The following is a 21,423-nucleotide window of genomic DNA, read 5'->3' as shown; positions in this document are numbered from 1 at the left end:
AATGAAAAACCAGCTAAACCATATTAAAATTTTTGCAGTCATGGCATTTGTTGCTGCACAAATAGTGTCTTGTAAAGAATCTAAAAAAGAACAAGTTGAACCAGAAATAACTGGTATTCAAAAATTAGAAGTGTCTGAAAACGGACATTATTTTCAAACGGAAGATGGTAAACCATTTTTTTGGTTAGGTGATACGGGTTGGTTAACATTCAAAAAATTAAATAGAGACGAGATTAAAAAATACTTCGCCGATAGAAAAGATAAAGGCTATAATGTGATTCAAATAATGACCATGCATTCTGAAGAAATGGCGAATGTTTATGGTGATTCGGCAGTTGTAAATAAAGATGTATCAAAACCATTAATTACTGAAGGTAATAATTTTGAAAATCCAGATGAGTACGATTTTTGGGATCATGTAGATTATGCCTTAGATGTTGCTGAAGAAAACAATTTGTATATAGGCATGGTGCCAATTTGGGGAACCTCTGTTAAAGGCGGCAAAGTAAATTTAGAACAAGCTAAAGCGTATGCGACTTTTTTAGGAGACAGATTTAAAAGCAGAAAAAATATTATTTGGCTTAATGGTGGTGATACACCTGGTGAACAAAACAAAGAAATTTGGAACGCTATCGGTAACATTTTGCATGCTAAAAATCCAGATTGGTTAATCACCTTTCATCCATTTGGACGTACCGATTCTTCCGATAATTATCACAATGAAAACTGGTTAGATTTTAATATGTTCCAATCTGGTCACAGACGTTACGATCAAGAAACGGAAGGCAGAATGTTTGCTCAAGATAATTATAAATTCATAAAAACAGATTTCAACCTTAAACCTACAAAACCAACTTTAGATGGTGAACCTTCTTACGAAGGCATTCCACAAGGGTTACACGATACGTTGCAGCCACTTTGGAACGATAACGATTTGCGTCGCTACGCCTATTGGTCGGTTTTTGCAGGTGGTGCAGGCTTTACGTATGGGCATAATGCCGTAATGCAGATGTTCAGTATTGGCGATAATCCAGCTTATGGAAATAAAAAACCTTGGGTTGAAGCTATTAACGATCCTGGAGCAAAACAAATGCAATATGTTAAAAACTTGATTTTGAAATTTGATTATTTCAATCGTATTCCCGATGAAAGTTTAGTAGCTAATCAAGGCGAAAAGTACGATTATCAAGCTGCAACCAGAGGTGAAGATTATGCTTTGATTTACACTTACAACGGACGAACTATTTCTGTAAACATGGGTAAAATTAAAGGTAAAGAAGTAGAGACAGCTTGGTATAATCCTAAAAACGGAAAAACTACCAAAATAGGAACTTTTAAAAATGAAGGCATACAAGATTTTAAACCTTCAGGAGAACAAGTTGATGGAAACGATTGGGTGCTAATTTTAACCTCTAAATAGAGCATATTCGATTATGAAAAAAGTATTTTTAGTACTATGCATTAGTGTTTTAACATCGTTTGTTTCGGTAAGTTCGGCAACAAATGGTTGGTTAAATATTTTAAATGAAGGAGGCAATAATAAAGGCGAATTGTGTACCGAAGCTATTCAAAAAGCGATAGATAAAGCTGAAAAGCAAGGTGGTGGTACTATATATTTCCCCGCAGGCGAATACCTAACTGGCGCATTAAAATTGAAAAATAATATCACCATTCATTTAGATGCTGGTGCGATGTTACGATTTTCAACAAATTTTGACCATTATTTACCTTTTGTACAATTGCGTTGGGAAGGAACGGTTATGCAAAGTTTTTCACCATTGCTATATGCTAAAGATGTTGAAAATGTAACCATAACAGGTAGAGGAACTATTGACGGACAAGGTGAAGCTTGGTGGAAAGAAATTTGGCGTATTGAATCTTCTAAAGAAAAATTGGAACTTACTAAGTACCAAAAAATGACTCAAGAAGCCAACAAAGATTTAAAAACTGAACCTTATTACGAAAGAACCAGAAGCTATTTGTTTCATCGTCCTCCATTATTTCAAGCATTCAATTGTAAAAATGTGCGAATTGAAGGTGTAACGATTCAAAACTCACCGTTTTGGACCATTAACCCAGCGTTTTGTGATAATGTTACGGTTGATGGCGTAACTATTTTCAATCCGTATTCGCCAAATACAGATGGTATTAATCCAACATCGTGTAAAAATGTACATATTTCGAATTGTCATATTAGTGTGGGTGATGATTGTATTACCATTAAATCGGGTCGTGATGCCGATGGTAGAAAATGGGCAACACCAACTGAAAACGTAACCATAACAAATTGTACCATGTTAAACGGTCATGGTGGCGTGGTTATAGGTAGTGAAATGTCTGGTAGCATTAAAAAAATAACCATCGCTAACTGTGTGTTTGATGGTACCGATAGAGGTATTCGATTGAAAGCAGCACGAGGTAGAGGTGGCGTGGTTGAAGAAATTCGAGTATCTAATATTGTAATGAACAATATCAAGGAAGAAGCCTTCATGTTCAATTTATTCTATGATAAAAACACAGTTGAAGAACCAGTTACAGAACGTACACCAATTTTCAGAAATATTCATATCAGTAATGTTACGGCTACCAATGTGAATACCGCATGTCGTATCATTGGAATTCCAGAAATGCCAATTCATAACCTAACGTTTTCAAACATTAATACTGAGGCGAAACAAGGTTTTTCAATTGACACAGCTACCGATATTGAACTTCATAATGTAAAAGTAAACGCAGAATTAGGAGCAGCATTTAAAGTATTGAATTCTAAAAACATCATTTTAGAAAATGTTTCAACTGCAAAACCAATAAAAGATACGCCTGTTATAAAGTTGGAAAATGCATCAAACATCATGATAAATAATAATTTTCAAATGTATCCAACCGATGTGTTTTTAGAAGCGAATGGTTCAGGAACTAAATCTATTTTCTTAAAAAATAATGTATTTGAGCATGTAAAAACGATAGTTAAAAAAGGAAAAGATTTAAATTCAGAGATTAAAACTAATTAAAAAAGAATGAAAAAACTGTTATTGCTTATTCTATTACCAACTTTATTTAACTGTGCGTCTAAAAAAGACCTGTATATTTTTACGTCTTTTAGAGAACCAGCAACCGAAGGTTTGTATTTAGCATACAGTGAAGATGGTTACCATTGGGAAGATTTAAAAGGCCCGTATTTAAAGCCTGAAACTGGTGCGAGCAAAATTATGCGCGACCCATCAATTACCAGAGGAAAAGATGGAATGTATCACATGGTTTGGACTACCGATTGGAAAGGTGGAAACGGTTTTGGTTATGCATCATCAAAAGATTTAATAAACTGGAGTGAACAACAATACATTCCCGTTATGGCACATGAACCTTCTGTAGTAAATGTTTGGGCACCTGAAATTTTTTATGATGACATTGAAGACCGATACATTATTATTTGGGCTTCAACCATCCCGTTTCGTTTCGAAAAAGGGATTGAAGATGAAGATAATAACCATAGGATGTATTATGTCACAACCAAAGATTTTAAAACCTTTTCAGATACCAAATTATTTTTAGACCCCAAATTTAGTGTGATAGATTGCGTGATTGTAAAGCGTACAAAAGATGATTATGTGTTAATTATAAAAGACAATACAAGACCTATGCGAAACCTAAAAGTAGGTTTTGGAACATCGCCATTAGGACCTTTTAATAACATTTCAGAACCCTACACAGGTTTTAAATCGGAAGGGCCAACAGTATTAAAAGTAAATGGTAAATGGCTTATTTACTATGATAATTATGGTGATATGAATTATAAAGCAGTAAGAACATCCGATTTTAAAACTTTTGAAGATGTGTCATCTGAAATAAAACTTCCAGAAGGTCATAAACATGGCACGATTAGTACCATTTCAAAAAAGGTTTTAAAAAATTTAATTGAAAAAAGTAAAGAAAAGTAATGATGGGGTTTCAAAAAATAAAAAAATATTTCGTCTCTGCAATATTAGTGTTATTTGTGTGTGTTTCTCTAAATGCGCAGCAAGACACCATAAAATATGTGGGTAAAACACTATCGAATATCGATTATCACCATGGGCAACTAGGTCCTGCCGTTGGTGTACATGCTACTCAAATTATGAGAGCAAGTAGAGAGCATCCTGAAAAAGCCGATGGTTTTGGGTGGACTTATAATCACGCACCAAACATAGCTTATTGGAATAATACCTTTTTTGTAAACTATTTAAGCGATCCTGTTGGAGAACACATTCCACCAAGTCAGTCGTTTTTACAAACCTCTAAAGATGGCGAAAATTGGAGTTTTCCTGAAGTTGTTTTCCCGATGTATAACATTCCAGATGGTTACGTGAAAGAAGGTGTTGATGCCGTTGCTAAAAACTTAAAAGCGGTGATGCACCAACGTATGGGCTTTTTTACATCTTCAGATAATCGGTTTTTTACTTTGGCTTATTACGGGATTGTTATGAAACCACACGACGATCCTAACGATGGTAAAGGTATCGGTCGCGTAATTCGTGAAATTTATAAAGATGGTAGTTTAGGTCCTATTTATTTTATTCGTCACAATAAATCGTGGGACACTTCAAAATCGGCATACCCGTTTTATACTAAAAGTAAAGACAAAGGTTTTAAAAAAGCTTGTGAAGAATTATTGGCAACACCATTAATGATGCAACAATGGGTTGAAGAAGCCGATAGAGACGACCCATTAATTCCGCTTAAAAAAGAATATAAAGCATTTAGTTACTACCACATACCTGATGGACGCGTGGTTGGTTTATGGAAACATGCCTTAACCTCTATGAGTACCGATAATGGTAAAACATGGCAGTATGATGCTTTAAGAGCACCTGGTTTTGTAAATAGTAATGCCAAAATTTGGGGACAAAAAACATCTGATAATAAATACGCTACTGTTTATAATCCGTCAGAATTCCGTTGGCCATTAGCAGTCTCAACAAGTAAAGATGGTTTAAATTATACAGATTTGTTATTGGTACATGGTGAAATTTCGCGTCTACGTTATGGTGGTGCGTATAAATCGCACGGACCACAATATGTGCGCGGTATTGTTGAAGGTAATGGCACACCGCTAGATGGAAATATGTGGCTAACTTATAGTATGAATAAGGAAGATATTTGGGTAGCTTCAGTACCTGTTCCAATTACTTCGGAAGTTTTGGAAGATGTAAACGATGTGTTCAATAACCTTCCAAATGGCGACGAATTAGTACTTTGGAATACATACGATTTATCATGGGGTTCAGCAAAAATAGAAACCAAAAATGCTGAGAAACAGTTAACCCTTCGCGATCAAGATCCGTTTGATTATCCTCGTGTGGAACGTGTAATTCCGTTTGCAGAAAAAATGGAAGCTACTTTTACAGTTGTGCCAGAACAAAACAATCATGGCTTGATGGAAGTAGAGTTTCAGAACAAACAAGGTATGCCAGCTATTCGATTTATTTTTGATTCGGATGGAATTTTAAAGCATAAAGCAGGTTATAGATTAAGAAATATTACCAAATATGAAGCAGGAAAAACATATTCAATTAGTGTTTCTTTAGATGTATCATCGCGTTCCTATACTGTTTCTGTTAATGGAAGTGAACCAACGCGTGGTATCTTTTTTCAACCTGTAGATGGTATTTCGCGTATCATATTCCGTACTGGTGAGCAACGTTATTATCCAAATCCAGATACACCTGTTGATACACCCGATTATGATGATGTGCCTTTTACAGGAGTAAGTATTCCCGAGGCTGTTTTCAATATAAAATCATTAATTACTAAAAAGTTATAGATTGAATTTTTTAAAATCCATCCTGTTTTTTATTTGTGCTTCATTAGTTATAACAATGAAAGGGCAAACAGTTGTAACGCATTTAACTTGCGATATGGCTGTAAATCCGTTAGCGGTTATTAAAGAACAGCCCAAATTAGGTTGGAAACTTGAGTCTAAAGATTTTAATATTTCACAAAAAGCATATCAAATTTTGGTGGCTTCTTCCGAAGAAAAACTAAAAAATAATGAAGCTGATGTTTGGGATAGCGGCAAGGTAAAATCAAATAAAAATCAATTAGCTTCATATAACGGAAAACCTTTAAAAGTAGAAACCAAATATTTTTGGAAAGTAAAAATTTGGACACAGAAGAACAAAGAATCCAATTGGAGTAATATAGCTTCATTTAGAATAGCACCCGAAACATCGAGTTTAAATTCTATATGGATTGGCGCTATTACCAAAGCAGATAGCCATTTGCCAGAAGGCAGAAATTACCATACGGCAACCTTCAAAAGAGCAAAAAAAGACTCCATCATCAATGCATCCCATCCGTTGTCACGCCAAAGTATCATGCTTCGCAAACCGTTTTCAGTTTCAAAAAAAATTAAAGAAGCTGTAGTTTATATTTCGGGTTTAGGGCATTATGAATTAACTATTAATGGAAAAAAAATTGGCAACAGTGAATTTGCACCATTATGGACAGATTATGATAAATCCGTTAATTTCAATACTTATGAACTAACATCAACAGATTTACAACAAGGTCAAAATTGTATTGGCGTGGTTTTAGGAAATGGCATGTACAATGTATTGGCAGAACGTTATTCCAAGTTTTTTGTAAGTTTTGGACCGCCAACGCTGTTTTTTAAAATGAAAGTAAGGTATGAAGATGGTTCTGAAGCAATTATTAATTCTGATGAAACATGGAAATATTCTGTAAGCCCTATTACCTACAATAGTATGTTTGGAGGTGAAGATTATGATGCCAATTTAGAACAAAGTGGATGGAATACTCCAAATTTTGATGCTTCAAACTGGAAACCTGTTGTTGTACAAGAAGTGCCAAAAGGAACATTAAGAGCGCAACAAACAGCACCAAACACCATTCAAAAAACATATCAAGTAAAAGAATTTAAAAAACCAGCAGATAGTACACATGTTTTTAATATGGGGCAAAACCTATCGGGATTTCCAACTATAAAAGTCAAAGGAAAAAAAGGACAAACTGTTACACTTTGGGTTGGTGAAGGTTTGAATGACGATGGTAGAATTAGCCAAGGTCGTTCTGGAAAACCATACTATTTTCAATACACTTTAAAAGGTGAAGGTGTTGAAATTTGGCAGCCAAAATTTAGTTATTATGGTTATCAATACATTCAAATAGACAATGTAAATTATTTGGAAGCAAATAACCAAGAACTACCAACAGTATTAGATATAACTTCAAATTTTATTTATAATAATTCGGGTGAAGCAGGAGCGTTTGAATGTTCCAACGAAATTTTTAACAAAGCACACGAGCTTATCAATAATGCTATAAAAAGTAATTTTCAAGCAGTGTTGACGGATTGTCCGCATCGTGAAAAATTAGGATGGTTAGAAGAAGCGCATCTTAATGGACCGGGGTTAATTTTCAATTACAATTTACAAACCTACATTCCCAGTATCATGCAAAATATTGCCGATGCACAACGGGAAAACGGCATGATTCCAACCATCGCACCAGAGTATGTGGTGTTTGGTGGTGATTTTACCGATTCTCCGGAATGGGGCGTTACAGGCGTTATTCTGCCTTGGATGTATTACGAATATTATGGCGATGATAGTTTGATAAAAGATTATTATCAAGTAATGAAAAGGTATATTGATTACTTAACTTCTAAATCTGAAGATTATATCCTTGATTACGGATTAGGCGATTGGTACGATTACGGTGAACATGCTGCTGGCTATTCAAAAAATAGTCCTATTGCCCTTTCTGCCACCAGTCATTACTACTACGCAGCACATTTATTTGCCAAAGCAGCAAAGCACCTAAATAAAACGGAAGATATTTCTAAGTACGAAACTTTAGCATCTCATATTAAAGATGCATATAATGAGGCGTTTTTCAACAAAGAAACGAAACAATACGGTACAGAAAGCCAATTTAGTAATGCGGTTTCTGTGTTTATGGATATTGTAGAACCGCAATATAAAGAAGCGGTTGTGGCTAATTTATTGGCTGACATAAAAAATAGAGGTTACCGATTAACAACGGGCGATGTGGGTAATCGTTACCTATTTCAAGCGTTGGCAAGAAATAATGAAAGTGAAACCATGTTTAAAATGAACAACCATTATGATACACCGGGCTACGGGTTTCAAATTAAATTTGGATTAACCACATTAACCGAACAATGGGATCCAAGAAAAGGAAATTCATGGAACCATTTTATGATGGGACAAATTGAAGAATGGTTTTACAGAAGTTTGGCAGGCATCGTTCCCGATGAAGCACATCCAGGGTTTAAACACTTCTTCATTCAACCAGAAATTGTGGGCGATATGACCTTTGTAAAAGCAAGTTATAAATCGGTTTATGGAACAATAGTTTCAGAATGGGAGAAGCAGGATAACAAAACCATTTTCAAAATTGAAATACCTGCCAATACAACAGCAACAGTGATTTTGCCCGTCAATGCAGAATCTGAAATAACAATTAACGGAAAATCATTAAAGCAATTTAAAGGACAAATTGAGGTTGATAAAAAAGCAAAAAAGCCAACTTTTATAATAGGTTCGGGAGTTTACAGTATAGAAAGTAACTAAAATGAAATTAAAATCAATAAACATAGTAGTTTTTTCAATAGTCGTATTGTTGTTTTCAACAATGCAGGCGCAAACTTCTGATACTAATTTTAAAACGCCTATTGCAGAAACAATTCATAAAATTGAAATTATTTTCAATGTAAAAATTAAAGATAATAAAGGTTTGTTGAAAGAAAAAGTATTGGATTATGCCGATTGGAAAATTGAACCCGATAATTTAGAAGTGTCTTTAGCTAATGTTTTAGCACCTTTCAATTTAACAACGTTTAAAGAAGCTGATGGTATTTATGAAATCAGGGAATTTCAACACCATAGGGTATCCATTCCCAAAAGCGTAGAACGTTTAGCTTTTTTGTCAAATTTATATAATGATAAACAAACTTGGGAAACCAGAAATGCCGAATTGAAACAGTGCATGATAACAGCTTTCGGAATTGATAAAGCACCAAAAATGCCTTATTCAAAACCCATTTTAACCAAAAAAAGAAAGTATAAAAGCTATACTGTTGAAAATATTGGCTTGGAAATTCTTCCAGGAGTTTATACAACTGGCTCAATCTACAAACCTTATCCATTTAACAAAAAAGCGCCTATTGTTATCACGCCAAACGGTCATTTTGGTGATGGTCGCTACCGAAAAGACGAACAATTGCGTTGTGCTATGTTGGCTAGAATGGGAGCAATTGTTGTGAATTTTGATTTGTTTGCTTGGGGCGAATCGCAATTGCAGTTTCCAGCAACAACACATAGAAATAGTATCGCTTCAACCATACAATTATTAAGCGGTATGCGTTTACTGGATTATGTGTCAACTCTAAAACATGCCGATATCACTCGTGTGGGCGTTACAGGTGGTTCTGGTGGTGGTTCGCATACACTATTTTTGGCAGCTTTAGATGATAGAGTTACGGTATCTGTTCCTGTTGTTATGGTGTCAGCAAATCATTCTGGTGGTTGTCCTTGTGAAAGTGGTCGTGGTATTCATCTGTGCGGAAATGGGACAAACAATGTTGAAGTAGCAGCCATGGCAACACCAAAACCACAACTTGTTATTTCTGATGGAAAAGATTGGACTAGCAATGTTCCTGAATTAGAATTTCCATTTATACAACGAACCTATGGTTTTTATGGTAAAAAGGAACTAGTTGAAAATGCTCATTTTGCAGAAGAAGGACATGATTATGGTAAGTCTAAACGTATGGCAATGTATCCTTTTATGGCGAAGCATTTAGGGTTAAATTTAGAAAAAGTTATAAATAATATGGGTGAAATTGACGAATCCGATTGTGTTATTGAACCCTACGAGAACTTATATGTTTTTGGGAATAAAGTTGAAAACTTGCCACAAAACGCGATGAAAAATATAGACGAATTGTATGAACTATTTGGAGAAAAAAACAATAAAGAGTATGATATTAAAAAATAGAAATATTAAAATTCTTTGTTGCCTAATCTTTCTTTTTGGGGTAAATAATTTGTTTGCTCAAACGGAAACCGAATTAAAACTTTGGTACGACAAACCAGCCGAAATTTGGAACGAAGCCTTACCTTTAGGAAACGGACGTTTAGGTGCTATGGTTTTTGGCGATCCAGCGGTGGAACGTTTACAATTAAACGAAGAAACCATTTGGGCAGGTTCTCCTAACAGCATTGCACATGATAAAGCATTAAAGGCATTGCCTAAAGTGCGTCAGCTTATTTTTGATGGAAAATATAAGGAAGCACAAGATTTGGCAACGTCGGATATCCGTTCGCAAACCAATAACGGAATGCCGTATCAAACCTTTGGAAGTGTGTATTTATCATTTCCTGGGCATCAAAATTACACAAATTATTATCGCGATTTAGATATTGAAAATGCAACCGCTAAAGTTCAGTATATTGTTGACGGCGTTACATTTACCAGAGAAATACTTACGGCGTTTTCAGACCAAGTGATAGTGGTAAAATTAACGGCTAGTCAACCGGGGCAAATTACAGGAAATGTGTTTATGAATAGTCCGTTTGATAAAACACTAACTACAACGGAAGGAAATCAAGTATCTCTTTCAGGTGAAACAAGTACGGTAGAAGGTCAAAGAGGACGTGTTAAGTTTCAAGGTAGAATGGCGGCTAGAAATATAGGAGGCGATGTTTCTGTTAAAAATGGAATTATTAGCATTAATAAGGCTGATGAGGTAACACTTTACATTTCAATAGCTACCAATTTCAAAAATTATAAAGAACTTACTGAAGATGAAGTTGCTAAAAGCAAAGCGTATTTAGATAAAGCTTTAATCAAAGATTTTGAAGCCATTAAATCGACACATGTTACCTATTATCAAAAATTCTTCAACCGTGTATCTTTCGATTTGGGAATTACCGAAGCAGCTAAAGAAACTACCGACGCGCGTATTCGAAAATTCGATAGTCAATTCGATCCGCAGTTGGCATCATTATATTTTCAATTCGGACGTTATTTATTGATTTCCTGTTCGCAACCAGGTGGGCAACCTGCAAATCTTCAAGGTATTTGGAACGATATGTTGTTTCCGCCTTGGGAAAGTAAGTACACCATGAATATTAATGCAGAAATGAACTATTGGCCTGCGGAATTAACCAACCTTTCCGAAATGCACGAACCGTTTATTCAAATGGTAAAAGAAGTTGCTGAAACTGGTAAAGAAACAGCTCAAATAATGTATAATGCCGATGGTTGGGTGCTGCATCACAATACCGATATCTGGCGTATTACAGGTCCAATTGATAATGCGGCATCGGGTATGTGGCCAACAGGTGGCGCGTGGGTATGTCAAGATTTATGGGAGCGTTATTTATATACGGGCGATGAAAATTATCTAAAAGAAATTTATCCCATAATGAAAGGTGCTGCCAACTTCTTTTTAGATTTTATGATTAAAGATCCGAACTCCGGATACTTAGTAGTAGTACCTTCAAATTCTCCTGAAAACACACATGCTGGTGAAGATGGTACATCAACTATAACCGCAGGAACTACAATGGATAATCAATTGATTTTTGATTTATTCACCAACATTATTAGAGCAACAGATATTCTATCAGAAGATAAAAATTTTACAAAAAAATTAAAAGATGCTTTAGCTAAAATGCCGCCAATGCAAATTGGAAAGCATGGGCAATTGCAAGAATGGTTGATCGATTGGGACGACCCTGAAGACAAGCACCGTCATGTATCACACTTGTATGGATTGTTCCCTAGTAATCAAATTTCACCTTTTAAAACCCCTGAATTATTCGATGCAGCAAAAACCTCATTAAATTTTAGAGGTGATGAATCTACCGGATGGTCTATGGGTTGGAAAGTAAATTTATGGGCACGTTTGTTAGATGGAAATCACGCATACAAATTATTGCAAGACCAATTACATTTGGTTACTGCAGACCAGCGAAAAGGAGGTGGAACCTATCCAAATATGCTAGATGCCCACCAACCTTTTCAAATAGATGGTAATTTTGGTTGTACTGCAGGCATTGCAGAAATGCTCATGCAAAGTCACGAAGGTGCTATTCACCTGTTGCCAGCACTACCAAGTGTTTGGAAAAATGGCTCTATAAAAGGACTTGTTTCTAGAGGTGGTTATGAATTGGACATCACTTGGAAGAACAATAAAATATCAGTTTTGAAAATTCAAGCAAAACGAGATGGTAATTGTAGGTTAAGGTTGGAAAGCCAGATTAAAGGCAATCATCTAAAAAAAGCCAAAGGAAACAACCCAAATCCTTTGTTTTATGATGTTGAAGTTAAGAAACCAATTATTTCTGAAAAAGCAGAAATTAAGAAAGTGAAGCTTCCTGAGTATTATGAGTATGACGTGGAAATGAAAGCAGGAGAATCTTACATCTTTTACGCAAAATAACTATTAAAATGAATTCAAAAATCAATCATATCAAACTACTAATAGTCTTTTTTACAGTTCTGTTTAGTAGTTGTAAATCGACTTTAGTAGCTCAAAAACCATATGTTTTAGAAGTTGATAACTACAAACATTATGTAGATTATTTCAACACCATGGAAGATGAAAACATAGCCAAAGCCATTCCAAATGATAGTGCTTGGGCTTGGATGAAAGCAAATATTCCATTGTTTGAATGTCCACAACAAAACTTCGAAGAAATGTATTATTTCCGTTGGTGGAGTTTACGTAAGCACATTACCAATACACCACAAGGTTACGCCATTACTGAGTTTTTGGTAGACCGTTCGTACGCCGATAAATACAATTTAATTGCATGTGCTTTAGGGCATCATATTTATGAGTTTAGATGGGTGCACAATCCAGAGTTTATTGAGCAAAACGTTAAGTTGTGGTACAGGGGAAATGAAGGAGGTAGAATGAAAAAACTAATGACGTTTAGTAGTTGGACTGCCGATGCACTTTACAACCGTTATTTGGTAAATAAAGACGAAAAGTTTCTATTGGACATGTATCCTGATTTAGTTTCAGAATATGCACAATGGGAAATTGATAGAGGAAGAACTGATGGATTGTTTTGGCAAATTGACGTGAAGGATGGTATGGAAGAATCCTTAAGTGGTGGTCGCCATGTGCAAAATGTACGTCCAACCATTAATAGTTATATGTTTGGGAATGCCGAAGCTTTATCTAAAATAGCAGCCATAAAAGGAGATAAAAAGCAAGTGGCTAATTTCAGTAGTAAAGCTTCGAAGCTTAAAAATTTAGTAGAAACTCGTTTGTGGAATTCCAAAGATGAATTTTTTGAAACATTGACCGAGAAAGATACCTCTTCCAATGTACGGGAAGCTATTGGTTTTATTCCGTGGTATTTCAATCTTCCAGAAAAAAACAAAGGATTTGAAAAAGCTTGGGCACAAGTAAAAGACGAACAAGGGTTTTCTGCACCTTTTGGTTTAACAACTGCCGAACGTAGAAGTCCACGTTTTAGAAGCCATGGTACTGGAACTTGCGAGTGGGATGGTGCGGTTTGGCCTTTTGCAACGTCTCAAACACTTACAGCTATGGCAAATGTGTTGAATAACTACAGTCAAGATGTAGTTTTAGAAGCTGATTATTTCAAACAAATGAATTTGTATGTAGAGTCGCAATATTATCGTGGTCGACCATATATTGGTGAATATTTGGATGAAACTACGGGCTATTGGTTAATGGGTGATCGAGAGCGTAGTCGCTATTACAACCATTCAACATTTAACGATTTAATGATCACAGGTTTGGTTGGTTTACGCCCAAGAGCCGATGAAAAAATAGAAGTCAATCCGTTAATTCCTCAAGATAAATGGGATTGGTTTTGTTTAGATAATGTGTTGTACCATGGTGCTATTATTACCATTTTATGGGACAAAACAGGTGAAAAATATAACATGGGAAAAGGGTTTAAGATTTTTAGAAATGGTAAAGAAATAGCAGCTTCTGAAAAACTTGAAAGGCTAATTTCAAAATAAAAACATATAAATGAAGAAAATATTTCAATATTTAGTTTTGCTGCTTTTTTCATTTTCGGCGATAGCTCAAAATGATATAAAGTTGCATAATCTTCAATGTGAAATGCTCACAAATCCATTAGGTATTGATGTGTTGCAACCACGATTGAGTTGGCAAATTATTACTGATGTATCTGAAGTAGAGCAAAAAACATATCAAATTCTAGTAGCTTCTTCAGTTGAAAAATTAAAAAACAATAATGCCGATTTATGGGATTCTGGTAAAGTATCGAGCAATGCTTCAATGAATATAACCTATTCAGGAAAAAAATTGAACAGTAAAGATGAAGCCTATTGGAAAGTAAAAATTTGGACGAATAAAGGAGAAACCCAATGGAGTGAAACCGCACATTGGAGCATGGGTATTTTAACTTATGCCGATTGGAAATCTACCCGATGGATTGGTTATAATCAGCTGTTTCCAGGTGATAGTGTGAGCCAGTTTTCAAAATTATCAGCACGTTATATTCGCAAGCATATCGATGTTAAAAAGCAGGTAAAAAATGCCAAAGTTTACATTATGGGTATGGGCTTGTATGAGCTTTATATTAATGGTGAAAAAATAGGGAATCAAGTGTTGGCACCTGTTCCAACCGATTACACAAAAAACGTAAAATACAATGTATTTGATGTAACATCTCAATTAAAAAAAGGTGAAAACGTATTAGGTACTATTTTAGGAAACGGACGCTTTTTTGCGATGCGTCAAGAATACAAACCCTATAAAATTAAAAGTTTTGGGTTTCCAAAAATGGCATTGCAGTTGGATATTGAATATGAAGATGGCACTACTGAAACTATAAAAACCGATGAAACCTGGAAGTTTACACCAAACGGTCCAATAAGAAGTAACAACGAATATGATGGAGAAGTCCATGATGCTAGAAAAGAAATACCCAATTGGAATACAAATAATTTTGACGATACCAATTGGCTAAATTTAACGTGGGTTGAAGAACCAGGCGGCTTTCCAGAGGCACAAATGACACCAAATATGAAGGTGATGGATGAAGTGAAACCTTTATCTATTACGGCAACTAAAACGGGTAACTATATTTTAGATATGGGTCAGAATATGGTGGGTTGGCTGCAACTAAAAGTGAATGGAAATAGAGACGATACCATCACGATGAAATTTGCCGAATCTTTAAAGGAAGATGGGTCGCTTTATATAGCGAATTTACGTGATGCTCGCGTTACAGACGAATACATTTTAAAAGGTGAAGGTGAAGAAATTTGGGAACCAAAATTTGTATATCACGGTTTTAGGTTTGTTGAAATTTCGGGATTAAAATCAAAACCTTCATTAGACCAGTTTTTAGGAAAAGTGGTGTATGACTATATAGAAACCATTGGGACGTTTGAATGTTCTAACCAAACTATGAACCAAATTTTCAAGAATGCTTTTTGGGGCATTCGAGGAAATTATAAAGGCATGCCGATTGATTGTCCGCAACGTAATGAACGTCAACCTTGGTTGGGTGATAGAACGACAGGAGCTTATGGCGAGAGTTTTTTGTTCGATAATCAAACACTTTATGCGAAATGGCTTGACGATATTAAATTTTCGCAAACTTTAGATGGTGGCATTCCAGATGTAGCTCCTGCGTTTTGGCGTTATTATGGAGACGGCGTTACTTGGCAAGGTGCTTACATTAAAGTGGCCGATATGTTGTACAACCAATTTGCTGATGAAAATGTGATTAAAAACCATTATCCCTACATGAAAAAATGGATGGATTATATGGAAGCCAATTATTTGAAGAACGATTTAATGACGAAAGACAAATACGGCGATTGGTGTGTGCCACCAGAATCTTTGGAAATTATCCGTTCGCAAGATCCTACACGTTTAACCGATGGTGAGGTTTTGTCGAGTGCTTTTTATTATCACCTGCTTCAAATTATGAAAAAGTTTGCACATATTATTAATGCAACTGAAGCGGATATAGCACATTATGATGATTTATCAGAACGCATAAAAACGGCATTCAATAAAAAATATTTAAACACATCTACATTTAGTTATGCTAATAATACTGTTACAGCTAATGTATTGCCTTTAGCATTTGGTATGGTACCAGAAGAATTAAAGGCGAAAGTGTTTGATAATATGGTGCATGAAATTGAGGTTACCAAACAAGGCCATGTAAGTACAGGTGTTGTTGGCATACAATTTTTAATGAGAACCTTAACAGAACATGGAAGGGGCGATTTGGCATACAAACTAGCGTCAAACAAAACCTATCCAAGTTGGGGTTATATGGTTGAAAATGGCGCAACTACTATTTGGGAATTATGGAATGGTAATACTGCCAATCCAGAAATGAATTCCCAAAACCACGTGATGCTATTGGGCGATTTATTGGTTTGGTATTACGAAAATATGGCAGGAATTAAAAGTAATCCAGAAATGCCTGGTTTTAAACAAATCATTATGAAACCAGATTTTAATGCTGGTCTAAGTTATGTAAATGCATCGTATAAATCTTCTTACGGGCTTATAAGGAGTCATTGGAAAAAGAATAAAAACAAGTTAACTTGGTATATCACCATTCCAGTAAACACGACAGCTTTGGTTAATTTACCAACCACCAATGTTTCAAAAGTAAAAATCAATAAAAAGCAATTCGATAAGAATTCTGAAAATTATAAAACAGAAGAAGGTAAACTTGTTTTAGAATTAAAATCAGGAACTTATTTAATTAATATAAACTAAACTAATAATATATATGAAATTAATTCAAACCATATTAATTCTAACAGGTATAGTACTTCTAGGGAGTTGTAAACCATCGGTAAATGATAAAAAAATAACTTTAGAAGAAAAAACGTGGAAAGAAGGAATTCTTATAGATGAATTTATTTATCGTGAAGCATCCTATCCTTCATGTCATGCAGCAACTATTGCAGAAATGAAAAATGGCGAATTGATTGCCGCATGGTTTGGTGGTACAAACGAAAGAGATCCAGACGTTGGTATATGGGTAAGTAAGCGTAAAAATGGAAAATGGACTGAAAATGTTGAGGTTGCCAATGGTGTACAAAATGATACATTGCGTTATCCAACATGGAATCCTGTTTTATATCAAATACCAAAAGGAGATTTGTTGTTGTTTTATAAAATTGGGCCGCATCCATCAACTTGGTGGGGTATGTTAATAAGGTCTTCAGATAACGGCGAAACATGGTCTAAACCAGAAAAATTACCAGAAAATTACTTAGGCCCAATAAAAAACAAGCCAGTTTTATTAGCTAATAATAAATTATTACTTCCATCAAGTATTGAAGGTGGTGGCTGGAATTTACGCATGGAATCTACACCAGATTTTGGTAAAACTTGGCACATGAGCGATACCATTGCAAAAGGGCAAAACAATATTAATGCCATTCAGCCAAGTATACTTTTACATAAAAATGGCAAATTGCAAGCTATTGGTAGAACAAAAAATAGAGCATTGTTTAGTACATGGTCTTCAGATAATGGCGAAACATGGTCTGATATTGAATTATTAAACATGCCAAATAACAATTCTGGAACCGATGCCGTAACTATGAAAAACGGACAACATGTTCTAATATACAACCATGTTCTACCTGATGGTGATGATGTTAAAGGTATAAGAACACCACTAAATATAGCTGTTTCAAATGATGGTGTAAATTGGGATGCATCCTTAGTGTTAGAAGATTCACGAATTAGTCAATATTCATATCCAGCCATAATTCAAGGGTCTGATGGCATGCTGCATTGTGTTTATACATGGCGAAGACAACGTATTAAATATGTGAAAATTGATCCTTCTAAATTAGTGTCATTTCCAATAAAAAATGGTGTTTGGCCAGGACCAACAATTGAACGATATAAAGTAGCTGTTTGCGATTGGATGATATTGAAACGTCAAAAATTGGGTGCGTTTGAATTGGCAAAAGAAATAAATTCAGATGGTATTGAAATGGATATGGGAAGTTTAGGTAGCAGAGAAACTTTTGATAGTAAGTTTGGAGATACTACCGAAGTGAAAGTATTCTTAGATAAATCAAAAGAAACTGGTGTTCAAATAAGCTCTATCGCTATGTCTGGCTTTTATGCACAGTCGTTTGCAAAACGTCCAACCGTAAAGAAAATGGTGGCAGATTGTATAGAAACTATGAAAAAATTTAATGTTAAAACAGCTTATTTGCCATTAGGAACACAAGGTGATTTGGTAGCAAATCCAGAACTAAGACCGGCTATTATTGAGCGTTTAAGATGGGCAGGAGAAGAAGTAAATAAAATTGATGGTGTTATTGCAATTGAAACATCACTTTCTGCTGCCGAAGAAGTAAAACTTTTAGAAGAAATTGGTAATAGAAACATTCGAATTTCATTCAATTTTGCGAATGCCATTAAAAATGGTCGCGATATTTCAAGTGAATTAAAAACCTTAGGACGCGATAATATTGCTCAAATTCATGCTTCAAATACAGATGGTTTTTGGTTGGAAAATGATAAAGAAATCGATTTACCAAAAATAAAAGAAACCTTAGATAATATGCATTGGTTAGGTTGGTTAATTGTAGAGCGTTCTAGAGATACAACACAAGTTCACAATGTAAAAGCAAATTATGGCGCCAATGTTAATTATTTAAAAAAGATTTTTAAAAATCAATAAATGAAAGTGTTTTAACATGATGAGATATACCTTTTTACTTTTTTTTATACTAATAGTTTCGTGTTCAACATCGAAAAAAATTACCATTGTTAGTGATGCTGAATCACCACGACTAGCATTTGGTGTTGAAAAACTTTCAACCAAATTATCTGAAAATGGGTATGTAGTTTCAGTTTCTTCCGAAATTCCTAAGGGCAAACACAAAGTAATAGTTCTAATTGATAAAAAAGACGCTTCAAAAAAAGAAAGTTTTAAAATAAGATCTAAAGAAAATATAATAACAATTGAAGGTTCAGATGCTTCAGGAACGTTGTATGGTGCCTTAGAGTTGGTAAATAATATTAAAGAAAACGGAGATTTGCCTTCTGAAATACATATTGAAGATGCGCCAGAAATGGTGCTGCGTGGTACTTGTATTGGCATGCAAAAAACGGAATATTTAGAAGGTAGAGGCGTTTACGAATATCCATATACACCCGAAAATTTTCCTTGGTTTTATGATAAAGAACTTTGGATAAAGTATCTGGATATGATGGTTGATAATAGGTTGAATTCATTATACCTGTGGAACGGACATCCATTTGCATCTTTAGTAAAGTTGGATGATTACCCATTTGCCGTTGAAGTAAGCGATGAAGATTTTAAAAAAAACGAAGAAATTTTCAAATTCATAACCGAAGAAGCTAACAAACGTGGTATTTGGATTATTCAAATGTTTTACAATATTATCGTTTCTAAACCTTTTGCGGAACATTATAACATAGCAACACAAGATAGATCAAGACCCATTGTGCCTGTTATTGCAGATTATACTCAAAAATCCATTGCTGCTTTTGTTGAAAAATACCCAAATGTAGGTTTGTTAGTCGCTCTAGGTGAAGCTATGGAACGAGACTATGATGTAGAATGGTTTACAAAAACCATTATTCCGGGTGTGAAAGATGGTTTGAAAGCTTTAGGAACCACGCAAGAACCACCCATTATTTTGCGAGCCCACGATACCGATGCACCTGTAGTTATGCAACATGCCTTGCCATTATACAAAAATTTATATACCATGAATAAGTATAATGGCGAATCGCTAACTACTTACCAGCCTCGTGGTCCTTGGGCTGAAACGCATCGTCAATTAAGTGCAGCTGGTTCAACGCATATTTCAAATGTGCACATTTTGGCAAATTTAGAACCGTTTAGATATGGTTCGCCAGATTTCATTCAAAAAGCAACAAAAGCCATGCATACTATTCATGGAGCTAATGCACTTCATTTATATCCACAAACATCCTATTGGGATTGGCCGTATGCGCCAGATAAAACAGAAAAACGATTACTGGAAATGGAACGCGATTGGATTTGGTATAAAGCTTGGTCGCGCTACGCATGGGAAAGTAATAGAGATAGAAAAGATGAAATTGAATTTTGGAGTAATGAATTAGCTACTAAGTATGGTATTGATTTAGAATCAGGAAAAAATATTTTAAAAGCTTATGAAGAAGCTGGCGAAATAGCTCCAAAAACCTTAAGACGTTTTGGAATAACTGAAGGCAACAGGCAAACATTATTATTGGGTATGTTCGAAAGTCAGTTGGTCAATCCATACAAATGGCGCGTGTATCCAGGTTTTTACGAATCTTGTGGACCACTTGGCGAAATTCTTTTAGAATATGCAAAAAAAGAATGGGAAAACACACCACATGAAGGTGAAACACCAGTTCAAATCATTAATGAAATTGTAGCACATGGCAAAAATGCTGTTGAAGCTATTGATAAGGCAGAAGCAAGTGTAACTAAAGATAAAGAGGAATTTGCTCGTTTAAAAAATGATATGTACTGCTACAATGCTTTCGCCAATTTCTTTGCTGAAAAAGTAGAAGCCGCTTTATTGGTGTTGCGATATAGCTATTCAAATGAAATAAACGATTTAGATAAGGCACTTCCACATTTAGAAAAAAGTATTACACATTATCAAACCTTAGTTAACTTAACAAAAGACACCTATTTGTACGCCAACAGTATGCAAACGGCGCAACGTAGAATTCCTATTGGCGGTGATGATGGTAATAATAAAAGATGGAAAGAATTATTGCCTCATTACGAACGTGAATTGGCTAATTTCAAAAGAAATTTAGAACTTTTAAAAGCTTCAAAAGATGGTAAAATTGTTAAACAAAACATAACACCTTGGCAAATTGAAAATGTTACTCTAATAACTGAAAACAAAGGCGTTTACCAAGTAAAAAAAGGCACAAAGGTTTACGGTATTCCAGAGTCTGAAATTTTAGAAATAGCACCAGAACTTCAAAATTTAAAAGGTATTTCATTTGTTGCAGATACTCAAAATAATAATGGCACACATCTTAAATTTAAGAATGATAAGTCTGTGAAATTAGTTGTTGGTTATTTCAATACCGACCAAAAACGCTTTTTATTTCCACCAAGTTTAGAAACTAATGCAGCAGGAAATAATAGAGGTGAAGCCGAGGTTGTTTTAGCAAATGCTGTTAAATTGAAAGAATTACCAAGAGTAAATATTCACACTTACAGCTTTGAAGCTGGTGAAAATGAACTTAATTTAGGAAAAGGGCGTGTGCTTATTTTTGGTTTTATTGATGCAAATCAAACTATTAACTCACGCGATGTAGGTTTAATTGGAGACGACGAAAAAGCAGCTGTCGATTGGCTTTTTTATTAA

Annotated in this window: 11 protein-coding genes; all 11 read left to right on the top strand. The window is 34.9% G+C overall.

The features are described 5' to 3' along the window. Window position 1 precedes the first annotated feature (1 nt). From ACFQ1R_RS07985 to ACFQ1R_RS07935, 11 genes are read left to right on the top strand one after another with little or no spacing between them, the layout of a single operon-like run. Complete coding sequence (locus ACFQ1R_RS07985) at window positions 2–1,420, top strand: glycoside hydrolase family 140 protein (protein ID WP_379925613.1); 1,419 nt, start codon at window positions 2–4, stop codon at window positions 1,418–1,420. A 13-nt stretch (window positions 1,421–1,433) separates the two neighbouring features. Next, window positions 1,434–3,011 carry a glycoside hydrolase family 28 protein gene (locus ACFQ1R_RS07980; RefSeq protein WP_379925612.1) on the top strand — a complete coding sequence of 526 codons (1,578 nt, stop codon included), beginning with the start codon at window positions 1,434–1,436 and terminating at the stop codon, window positions 3,009–3,011. Between the two features lie 6 nt (window positions 3,012–3,017). After that, window positions 3,018–3,938, top strand: coding sequence for a glycoside hydrolase family 43 protein (locus ACFQ1R_RS07975; protein WP_379925611.1), 921 nt, complete (start codon window positions 3,018–3,020; stop codon window positions 3,936–3,938). Continuing rightward, on the top strand, window positions 3,938–5,800 hold the full coding sequence (locus tag ACFQ1R_RS07970; RefSeq protein WP_449288660.1) for a six-hairpin glycosidase: 1,863 nt from the start codon (window positions 3,938–3,940) through the stop codon (window positions 5,798–5,800). Before ACFQ1R_RS07975 ends, ACFQ1R_RS07970 begins: the two co-directional genes overlap by 1 nt. Before the next feature lie 55 nt (window positions 5,801–5,855). After that, window positions 5,856–8,594, top strand: a complete 2,739-nt coding sequence (locus ACFQ1R_RS07965) for a glycoside hydrolase family 78 protein (protein ID WP_379925609.1) — start codon at window positions 5,856–5,858, stop codon at window positions 8,592–8,594. A gap of 1 nt (window position 8,595) precedes the next feature. Continuing rightward, the gene (locus tag ACFQ1R_RS07960; RefSeq protein ID WP_379925608.1) at window positions 8,596–10,020 is read left to right on the top strand and encodes an acetylxylan esterase; all 1,425 of its coding nucleotides are present in this window, start codon (window positions 8,596–8,598) and stop codon (window positions 10,018–10,020) included. Then, window positions 10,004–12,472: a glycoside hydrolase family 95 protein gene (locus tag ACFQ1R_RS07955; protein ID WP_379925607.1), complete on the top strand. Its 2,469-nt coding sequence runs from the start codon at window positions 10,004–10,006 to the stop codon at window positions 12,470–12,472. The genes ACFQ1R_RS07960 and ACFQ1R_RS07955 overlap by 17 nt, the downstream gene beginning before the upstream one ends. An 8-nt stretch (window positions 12,473–12,480) precedes the next feature. Next, complete coding sequence (locus ACFQ1R_RS07950) at window positions 12,481–14,037, top strand: MGH1-like glycoside hydrolase domain-containing protein (RefSeq protein WP_379925606.1); 1,557 nt, start codon at window positions 12,481–12,483, stop codon at window positions 14,035–14,037. Between the two features lie 10 nt (window positions 14,038–14,047). Further along, entirely contained in the window at window positions 14,048–16,795 is a 2,748-nt protein-coding gene (locus tag ACFQ1R_RS07945) for a glycoside hydrolase family 78 protein (protein ID WP_379925605.1), read from the top strand. A gap of 13 nt (window positions 16,796–16,808) precedes the next feature. Then, the gene (locus tag ACFQ1R_RS07940; protein WP_379925604.1) at window positions 16,809–18,731 is read left to right on the top strand and encodes an exo-alpha-sialidase; all 1,923 of its coding nucleotides are present in this window, start codon (window positions 16,809–16,811) and stop codon (window positions 18,729–18,731) included. 16 nt (window positions 18,732–18,747) lie between these two features. Next, complete coding sequence (locus tag ACFQ1R_RS07935; RefSeq protein WP_379925603.1) at window positions 18,748–21,423, top strand: alpha-d-galacturonidase; 2,676 nt, start codon at window positions 18,748–18,750, stop codon at window positions 21,421–21,423.

It is taken from the genome of Mariniflexile jejuense (genome assembly GCF_042675665.1).
In the GTDB taxonomy this organism is placed as follows: Bacteria; Bacteroidota; Bacteroidia; order Flavobacteriales; family Flavobacteriaceae; genus Mariniflexile; species Mariniflexile jejuense.
Note: the sequence above shows the minus strand (reverse complement) of the source record. Positions and strands in the feature narration are given on the sequence as shown.